Annotated in this window: 10 protein-coding genes and 1 pseudogene; 6 read left to right on the top strand and 5 right to left on the bottom strand. The window is 67.5% G+C overall.

What is annotated here, in order from left to right; translation table 11 throughout:
* Positions 1 to 239, top strand: a 239-nt coding sequence (locus ACFHNC_RS24315; protein ID WP_437171826.1) for a hypothetical protein, incomplete at its 5' end; no start/stop codon positions are given.
* 6 nt (positions 240 to 245) lie between these two features.
* Here ACFHNC_RS24315 and ACFHNC_RS24310 read toward each other — a convergent pair.
* Both ACFHNC_RS24310 and ACFHNC_RS24305 read right to left on the bottom strand, forming a co-directional pair.
* Positions 246 to 656 carry a hypothetical protein gene (locus ACFHNC_RS24310; RefSeq protein ID WP_437171825.1) on the bottom strand — a complete coding sequence of 137 codons (411 nt, stop codon included), beginning with the start codon at positions 654 to 656 and terminating at the stop codon, positions 246 to 248.
* A 184-nt stretch (positions 657 to 840) separates the two neighbouring features.
* Positions 841 to 1,956: a LysR family transcriptional regulator gene (locus tag ACFHNC_RS24305; RefSeq protein ID WP_437171824.1), complete on the bottom strand. Its 1,116-nt coding sequence runs from the start codon at positions 1,954 to 1,956 to the stop codon at positions 841 to 843.
* Positions 1,957 to 2,101: 145 nt separating this feature from the next.
* Between ACFHNC_RS24305 and ACFHNC_RS24300 the strand changes: the two are divergent.
* A pseudogene (locus ACFHNC_RS24300) lies at positions 2,102 to 2,800 on the top strand (DUF2306 domain-containing protein); the annotation flags it as partial.
* 97 nt (positions 2,801 to 2,897) lie between these two features.
* Here the strand turns inward: ACFHNC_RS24300 and ACFHNC_RS24295 are convergent.
* From ACFHNC_RS24295 to ACFHNC_RS24285, 3 genes are read right to left on the bottom strand one after another with little or no spacing between them, the layout of a single operon-like run.
* Complete coding sequence (locus ACFHNC_RS24295) at positions 2,898 to 3,515, bottom strand: hypothetical protein (RefSeq protein ID WP_437171823.1); 618 nt, start codon at positions 3,513 to 3,515, stop codon at positions 2,898 to 2,900.
* Positions 3,424 to 3,783, bottom strand: coding sequence for a hypothetical protein (locus tag ACFHNC_RS24290; protein ID WP_437171822.1), 360 nt, complete (start codon positions 3,781 to 3,783; stop codon positions 3,424 to 3,426). The genes ACFHNC_RS24295 and ACFHNC_RS24290 overlap by 92 nt, the downstream gene beginning before the upstream one ends.
* Before the next feature lie 47 nt (positions 3,784 to 3,830).
* The gene (locus ACFHNC_RS24285; protein ID WP_437171821.1) at positions 3,831 to 4,643 is read right to left on the bottom strand and encodes a MauE/DoxX family redox-associated membrane protein; all 813 of its coding nucleotides are present in this window, start codon (positions 4,641 to 4,643) and stop codon (positions 3,831 to 3,833) included.
* A gap of 107 nt (positions 4,644 to 4,750) precedes the next feature.
* Here ACFHNC_RS24285 and ACFHNC_RS24280 point away from each other — a divergent pair, with 107 nt between their 5' ends.
* The 4 genes from ACFHNC_RS24280 to ACFHNC_RS24265 all read left to right on the top strand — a co-directional run.
* On the top strand, positions 4,751 to 5,128 hold the full coding sequence (locus tag ACFHNC_RS24280) for a MerR family transcriptional regulator (protein WP_437171820.1): 378 nt from the start codon (positions 4,751 to 4,753) through the stop codon (positions 5,126 to 5,128).
* A gap of 727 nt (positions 5,129 to 5,855) precedes the next feature.
* Positions 5,856 to 6,635 (top strand): DUF3489 domain-containing protein, encoded by a 780-nt coding sequence (locus ACFHNC_RS24275; protein ID WP_437171819.1) that lies wholly within the window; start codon positions 5,856 to 5,858, stop codon positions 6,633 to 6,635.
* A complete protein-coding gene (locus ACFHNC_RS24270; RefSeq protein ID WP_437171818.1) occupies positions 6,635 to 7,330 on the top strand; it encodes a recombinase family protein in 696 nt (231 codons plus the stop codon). Before ACFHNC_RS24275 ends, ACFHNC_RS24270 begins: the two co-directional genes overlap by 1 nt.
* Positions 7,331 to 7,381: 51 nt before the next feature.
* On the top strand, positions 7,382 to 7,626 hold a 245-nt coding region (locus tag ACFHNC_RS24265; protein WP_437171817.1), incomplete at its 3' end, for a hypothetical protein.

Genomic DNA, 7,626 nt, shown 5'->3' with positions numbered 1-7,626 from the left:
GATGCGCGCTTCGCGTCAGAGGAAACATATCAATGGCCGCCGCAGAAGGTACTACGCAGAAAGAGCGCGTCCCTGGCCGCAAGCCTGGGCCTGATCAGCGCGAAGAGCTGCTCCGAATTTGGGGGCATGTCGATGAAGACGGCCGCAAGATGATGCTGTTCTTTGCTCGCGAGTTGGCACGTGAACAGGGTCTGGTGCCGGTCGATACGCCGCTGATCATCACCGATCGCGTGTTCTGATATCACTCACGGCACCCGCCGCTTCACGACCCCCACCGACAGCGTCGCCGCCGCCAGATCGAACGTCGCCGCAGAGATGTTGCGCGCCATAACCCGCACAGTGTTGTTCGACCACACTGCGGCGTCGAGCTCGATGAAGCGCGTCGACGACACTAGCGACGCCGATGCCAGGTCTCCCGCCCGTGCACCGTTCACCGTGCCGTCGATCAGCGCCGTCGCTGCCGGCGCCAAGTTCGGAAGATCCCAGGACACCTCCGCCGCAAACTCCCGTCGCCCTGAGCCAAACTGCGCCCCCGTCAGCAGCGGCGTGCCGTTCAGCACCGCAGGTGCAGCCTCCGGCGGCTCGTAGAGCAGCTGCAGGTCGATCGGCCCATCGAACAGGCCTATGCTCGAAGCGCGGGGGCTGCTAGGGCACATGGGCGGTTTGATGTGCCCCAGTCCGGATGATGGCCTGCCGACACTCTTGTTCGGCGGCTATACCCCAGAAATGAGCATCGCCTTAAGCGCCGGCTATGAGAATGCTGAAGCGTTCAGCCGGCTCTGCGCGCGGCGCTTTTCGGCCGCCGGCTTCCTGATGACCATCCCTCTGCGCCGCATCAAGTCAGCGCTGCAACGACAGCGCATCGCTAAGCAGGTCAAAGACCACCCGCACGCGTCGGCTGGTGTGCAGTTCCCGATGTGTGACGAGCCAGATAGGGAAGACGATGGGCGCCGCCTCGGGCAGCACACGGCATACCCGTGGCTCCGCATCGCCCACAGCATCTGTGTTGAAGCCGATGCCCACGCCCTCCTTCACCAGTTCCCAGTGCACCAGGTAGCTGTCCACATGCACCGGCACTTGGCGCACCATCGCATGCAGACCAAAGGCGCGCATGCCCTCCATGAAGTCAGAGGTTTCGCCAAAGCCCACGAACTCGGCCTGCGTCAGATCATCCCAGGCCCGGGGACGGCCCAGCTTGCTGAGATAGCCCGGGGTTGCGTAGGGGCGACCCCGGTCCTCCCCCACCTTGCGGGCGATCAATTCCGGCTCACGCGGGTCGAAGTTGCGGATCGCGATGTCGGCCTCGCGCCGCAGCAGATCGACCGTGCGATTGGTCGCGCGCATTTCCACCGTGATGCCCGGGTATGCCGCGCGCAGCCGAGCAATGATGGGTGGCAGGACGTGCGCCGCACAGGCTTCGGTGGCGGTAATCCGAATCGGGCCTTCGATCCGCTGCGACTGGCCGGTGGCGGCCAGAGCCAAGCGGCCGGCGGCCTCCCCCATCGTGCGCACGTGCTCCAGCAACGCCCCGGCGGTGGGTGTGAGCACGAGGCCACGACCGGCCCGCTCGAACAGGGCGACACCAAGCTCACGCTCCAGCGCTGCGATCTGGCGGCCGAGTGTCGGCTGAGTAAGGCCGAGCGCCCGCGCCGCGGCGGAGAGTGACCCCGCCTCAGCGGTGGCGAGGAAGGCGCGGATGCGGTTCCAGTCGAGCTGCGTGACATTCCAATCCATGCATCCTTGTATGCGTAATGACCGGATTTCGCTAGTTCCACGCGCATTGCTGTATGAGTAGGTGACCAGCGTCACAACGCCGGAGATGAGCCAGTCATGCACATTCGACCCTTCGCCGCCCTCGCGGCCGGGCTTGTCCTCCTGGCCGGATGTGGGGCCACCATCAGCCAGGACGGCCTGGAGCAACGCACCGCTCAGGCCATCGGTCGAACCGTCGGCCAATTCGCCATCTCCGACCGCGGCGAGGAGACCGGGGGCCGCATCAACTACATTGTCACCACGCGGGACGGGGCGGCTTACCGCTGCTACCTGTACGGGGCCACCGGCCTCCAAAATGCCGTGACCTTCGGGCAGACACCGCATTCCGATGCCATCTGCACCGCCATGGCTGTTGGCCAGCGCGGGAGCGGCAATGAGGGGCCCGCCGCCACAGGCCAACGTGGTCGAAGCGACGGCGGCGCTTGCAATGCGTTGTCGCGGGCAGCGGGGCGGTGCTGAACTGTCATCCCAGAAGCGCGAAGGTGCCATGATCCGCGCCTTCGCCCGACCGGTTCCGCTTGTCCTGGCCCTGGCCTTCTTCACCTTCATCCCGGTGATGATGGCCGCTGTCCGCGTGGTGCAGATCCCGCTTGGTGCATTGCTTGGGGACAGCCTGCGGCTGGCCTCCGTCCCCGTCGCTTTCTTCCTTCACGCGCTCGCGGGCGTGCTGTTCGGCGTACTCGGCCCGCTGCAGTTTGTGCGCGCCCTTCGTCGCCGGTTCGGCACTCTGCACCGCCTGACCGGGCGGGTCTTTGTGCTTGCGGGAGTGGGGTTGGCGCTGTCGGGGCTGGCGCTGCTGCTGCAGGTCGAGAGCATCGCAACCGGGCTTCTGGATGCCGCACGCGGGGTCTTTGGCCTGGCGCTGATCGCAGTGCTCGTGCTGGGCGTGGCGGCGGCGCGGGCGCACGCCATGCCTCGACACCGCGCTTGGATGATCCGCGCATATGCCATCGGCATGGGATCGGGAACCGTCGCGCCGGTCATGTTCCCCGTCTACCTGATCAGTGGAGAACCGCCGACGGGGTTGACCACTGACATCGTGGTTGTCGGCATGTGGCTGCTCACCATCGCTGTGGGTGAATGGGTCGTCCGGAGACTTGCATTCCCCGGACCATCGCAGCCCGTCACGGCACCCGCCGCTTCGTCACCTCCACCGACAGCGTCGCCGCCGCCAGGTCGAAATTGGCCGCAGAGATGTTCCGCGCCATCACCCGCACCGTGTTGTTCGACCACACTGCCTCATCGAGTTCGATGAACCGCGTCGACGACACCAGCGACGCCGATGCCAGATCGCCCGCCCGTGCTCCGTTCACGGTAACGTCGAGCAGTGAGGTCGCCCCCGGCGCGAGGCTCGGCAGGTCCCAGGACACCTCGGCGGCAAACTCCCGCCGGCCTGAGCCGAACAGCGCCCCTGTCAGCAGCGGCGTGCCATTCAGCACCGCCGGCGCGGCTTCCGGCAGCCCGTAGAGCCGGAGCGATTGCAGGTCGATCGGCCCATCGAAGCCGATCACCCCGACCTGCGCATAGGCCACCGCCGTGCTGACGCGGATGGTCTGCCGCCGATTGAAGTTGGCATCATCCATCGGCGCGCCGGCATTCCATCCCTTGGCCGGTCCGTTCCACTGCATGGTGGTGATAGACGCGAGCACATCACCAGCGATGTCCTCCCACACATTCCCCGCCCCATCGAACACCCGCACGAACAACCGCCCGCTTGACGCGCCGCTCGCCAGCCAGTGCAAATTCCTTCTCCTGGGAGGTATCGAGCATCCAGCCGAGCCCACGGTTCGCCGCCAGGGTCACCGCGCGATCGGTCGGCGTGACGTCCGTCTGCCCGTTGAAGCAGAAATCCGCCATGAAGGTCGCGGTGGTGGTGGAGATGGCAATGGTGATCAGCGTCTCCACGCCAACCTCGGTCGCCGACTGCCGGAACGCCGCCGCGCGGGTGTTCGGCACACCGGCGAGAAAGCGTTGGAACCGCGACGCCGGCGCGCGATGCCGGTTGATCACCGCGTTGCCGCAGCGATTGGCCGTCGCCGGGTAGTCGGAGCGGCGCCTTACATCGCGTGGCCCGCGCCGGTCACCAATCCGAAGGCGGCAAGCGCCATCCACACCGCCATGGCGATCATCATCAGGTTTTCGGTCAGCGAGATGAAGCCGAGGGGGACGTTGCTCGACCCGCCGACGCAGGCGCATTTGAGCTCGCGCCGGTCGATGTAGACGGCCTTGAACACCGAGGCCGCGCCAATGGTGCCGATGAAGAGTGCGACCGGTACCGAAAGCCAGGTGAGTGCCCCCGCAACCATCAGCACACCTGCGAGGCCCTCCGCGAAGGGGTAGATGTAGGAGTAGGGCACCCACCGCTTGGCAAGCAGGTCGTAGTTCAGAAACATCGTGGAGAAGCTCTCGATGTTCTGGAGCTTCAGCAGCGCCAGCACGACCATAGAGAAGCCGATGAACCACTCCGCCGCGCGCATGGTGAAGGGGTTGCCCGTCACGGCATGGCTCGCCGCCATCGCCATCAGCGCGGTCATTGCGAACAGCGCGACGACCGGCCGGTAGCTGGTCGCCTTCGGATCCGCGACAGACTTCCCAAGGAACCTGCGCAGGTCGTCGTAGCCGCCGACGCGCTCGGCCCCGATAAATACCTGGGGCGTCGTCGCCACGTCATGCTGTTCCTTGAAAGCGTCGGTCTGTTCGCGCGTGGTGAGGTGGTGGTCCTCCACCTCGTAGCCGGATCGCTCGAGCAGATCCCTGACTTTGAGGCCATAGGGACAGGTGTGCCCTGGCATCACCATGCGGTGGATGGCCGCCTTCTTCGGCATTTTAGAGCGGCTCGATGCGGCGGAAGGGAGGGTTGTAGCCGACATGTTTGGTCTCCTTGAAATTCGGTCGGCCTGAATATAGATTCCGTACCATGGTACGGAGTCAAGAGGCGAAAATGCTTCCCCGCGGCATGCCCGAAATGGTTGGATCCATGACGATCGGTGAGCTTGCCACCGTCGGCAGCGTGGGCGTCGAGACAATCCGTTTCTACCAGCGCAAGAACCTGCTCCGGACACCCGTGCGAGGAGGCGGGATCCGGCACTACGACGAAGCGGATCTGCGCCGCCTACGGTTCATCAGGCAGGCGCAGGCGGCGGGCTTCACGCTGGAGGGAATCGGTGAGCTTCTGGACCTGGATGCCGGCGATGACCGCAGCCGTGCCCGCGAGCTTGCGAAAGCCCGCATCGAGGCGCTGGACAGCAAGATCGCCGACCTCCAGCGCGCCCGGGACGCCCTGCGACGACTGGCGAGGGAGTGCGCCGAGGGAAGTGCCGGGCCGTGCCCCATCTTGGCTTCCTTCGACATTTGAAGCTGGCGGGGCATCTATCTCGGCGTTTGCCCCAACGCAGACTCGCATCATCATTCACCAGACTTTCGCGTAATCGCTGGCCGCTTGCTGGTTCCGCAGTACCACCGTCAGCATCCGCCTCGCCGTGGCGCTAAACGCGGCGCGGAATCGAAGCTGCAAGTCTACTTGGCGCTGGCCAAGACGCCGATCGGAGGGCCCGCTGGGGTGGAGGCCAGCGTGGTGGATCGGGGTGCGGCTGCCTCCGCTGCTGCGGCTTGCGCGAGCTCAGCCCGGGTGACGGCCTGCGCCTCGGCCAGTAGCGAGGTGTTTTTTCAGCGCAACGATCCGCGCCGTGCAGCGGGCGATGCCGTGATGGGTAGACGCCGACTTGGCGTCCAAAAGCAACAGTGCCGCGCGCCGATAGCGTCGTTGTTGCGGGTATGGCGTACCAGGTGGCGGGCCCTCGACTGCGGATCCTGGCACCCCGGGGGCAATTTGCAGGGGCAACCCAGGGGGCGGGGGTAGGAATTCAGAGGCCCCCCCGGGGGGGGGCAGGGGTCGGTAGCCTCTGTACCTAGCGTGCAGCCACGGTGGCAGTCTGGGAGGCGGCAGCACGTTTTGCAGAAGGCGCTTGGCTTCGATCGGCTCCAGAGCGAAGCGTTGCTCACGCCCCGGCCGGGTTCCTCCCAACGGGGCGCGTGGTGGTAGGGCCCGATCCTCGGCGCCCCGCTGCCGGAGACCACCACCCATGACGCTGTCCGACACCCAGTCCCAGATCCTGCGCGAGGCTGCGCAGCATGAGGCGGGACTTGCCCCGCTGCCGAAGATTCCCGCCGCCGCACGCAACGCCGTCTTCCGCAGCATGCTCAAGGCGGGGCTGCTGGCGGAGCAGACGGCGCTGCCGGAGCATGCGGGGCGCGGCTGGCGCCAGGATGAGCACGGTGCCTGGATTGCGCTCTGCATCACCGATGTTGGCCTGACCGCCATTGGCCTGGAGCCCGTACAGGCGGATCAGATGGCCGCCGTGGCGCCCGCGGCGCCCGACGTGGCACAGGTAGGCGCCCAGGCCTGCGGCAGCGCCGACGGCCCGCCCCGGGGGGCCGAGGCGGCATGTTCGACCCAGGACACCAGCCTGAAGCGCACCACCCTGCGCGCAGCCGCCGCGGCGGTGCTTTCGGCCTGGGACGCCTTGCAGCCAATGGATGCACCCTTGGAACTGCTCCGCTCTACCCTCGCGGGTCGGCCATCCCGCTCGCCCCGGGAAGCCGGCGCTCAACGCAAGCCGCGCCAGGGCACCAAGCAGGCGGCGGTGCTGGAGCTGCTACGCCGAGCGGAGGGCGCGACGGTGGCCCAGGTGGTGGAGGCGACCGGCTGGGCGCCGCACACGGTCCGCGGCTTCTTTGCCGGCCTTCGGACCCGCCACGGCATCGAGGTGACCGTGCTGGAGCGGGTGAAGCAGGTTGGTTCGAACAGGACCGGCGCGCGCGGCAGCTACAGCGTCTACCAGATCGCCGCGGTGCCTGCCTGATGCGGACAACGCAGATACGGACTTCGCGCCTGGCGGTCGGCCTCTACCGGGTCTCGACGGCCGAGCAGGGGCAGAGCGGGCTGGGCCTGGAGGCGCAGCAGGCCAGCGTGCGGGCCTTCGTGGCGGCGCAGGGTTGGGCGCTGGTGGCGGAGTTCTCTGACATTGCCAGCGGCAAGGACGACCGCCGGCCAGGCTTCCAGGCGGCGCTGGCACGGTGCCGCCAGCTGGGGGCGGTGCTGGTGGCGGCGCGGCTGGACCGCATCACCCGGCGCGCCCACACGTTGTCGCAGCTGCTGGAGGATGGCACGGCCATCCGCGCGGCTGACATGCCCGGTGCGGACGAACTGATGCTGCGGATCTACGCCGCGATGGCGCAGAAGGAGCGGGAGCTGATCAGTGAGCGCACCAGGGTCGCGCTGGCGGCCGCGAAGGCGCGTGGGTCGGTGCTAGGCGGCGACCGTGGCTACCGGCCCGCAGCAGGCCCCGACAGCAGTGCGGCGGCCCTGGCGCGCCGTCAGACGGCCGAGCAGGCGGCGCACAGGCTGCACCTGGAGGTGGAGCGGCTCCGCGACGAGGGGGTGCTTGGCCAGGCAGCGCTGGCCCGGGCATTGAACGAGAGGGGCGTGCCGACCCCCCGCGGCCAAGGCGCCTGGACCCACACCACCGTCGCCCGCGTACTTGCGCGCAGCGGCTGAAGCTGTAGCCAGTCTCGTGATAAGCAGCTTGCCACAGCACGGACCATACTGGTGACGTCACGCTACGGCCTCGATATTCGCGCCGCCACAGCCGCCGATGCCCCCGGCGTCGCGACGCTGCTGGCGGAGGCCGGACACGTCGTCACCCCGTCGGAATTGGCGGAGCGGCTGGCCGCCTTGCGCGAGGCATCCGGCACGGTGCTGCTGGCTGTGCAATGGGGTCCGCCGAACGGTGTGCTGTGTCCGGCATCAGCACCCTTGGGACAGATGAGCGGAGTTGAGGAACGGAGGATTTT

Origin of the sequence: Falsiroseomonas sp. E2-1-a4 (assembly GCF_051433165.1) — a bacterium.
GTDB lineage: Bacteria > Pseudomonadota > Alphaproteobacteria > Acetobacterales > Acetobacteraceae > Falsiroseomonas.
Note: the sequence above shows the minus strand (reverse complement) of the source record. Positions and strands in the feature narration are given on the sequence as shown.

What these genes read in the sequence shown, in the direction of transcription:
- ACFHNC_RS24285 (WP_437171821.1), bottom strand. Translation starts at nt 4,643, where the DNA reads ATGTCGGCTACAACCCTCCCTTCCGCCGCATCGAGCCGCTCTAAAATG.
- ACFHNC_RS24280 (WP_437171820.1), top strand. Translation starts at nt 4,751, where the DNA reads ATGACGATCGGTGAGCTTGCCACCGTCGGCAGCGTGGGCGTCGAGACA.
- ACFHNC_RS24310 (WP_437171825.1), bottom strand. Translation starts at nt 656, where the DNA reads ATGTGCCCTAGCAGCCCCCGCGCTTCGAGCATAGGCCTGTTCGATGGG.
- ACFHNC_RS24270 (WP_437171818.1), top strand. Translation starts at nt 6,635, where the DNA reads ATGCGGACAACGCAGATACGGACTTCGCGCCTGGCGGTCGGCCTCTAC.
- ACFHNC_RS24275 (WP_437171819.1), top strand. Translation starts at nt 5,856, where the DNA reads ATGACGCTGTCCGACACCCAGTCCCAGATCCTGCGCGAGGCTGCGCAG.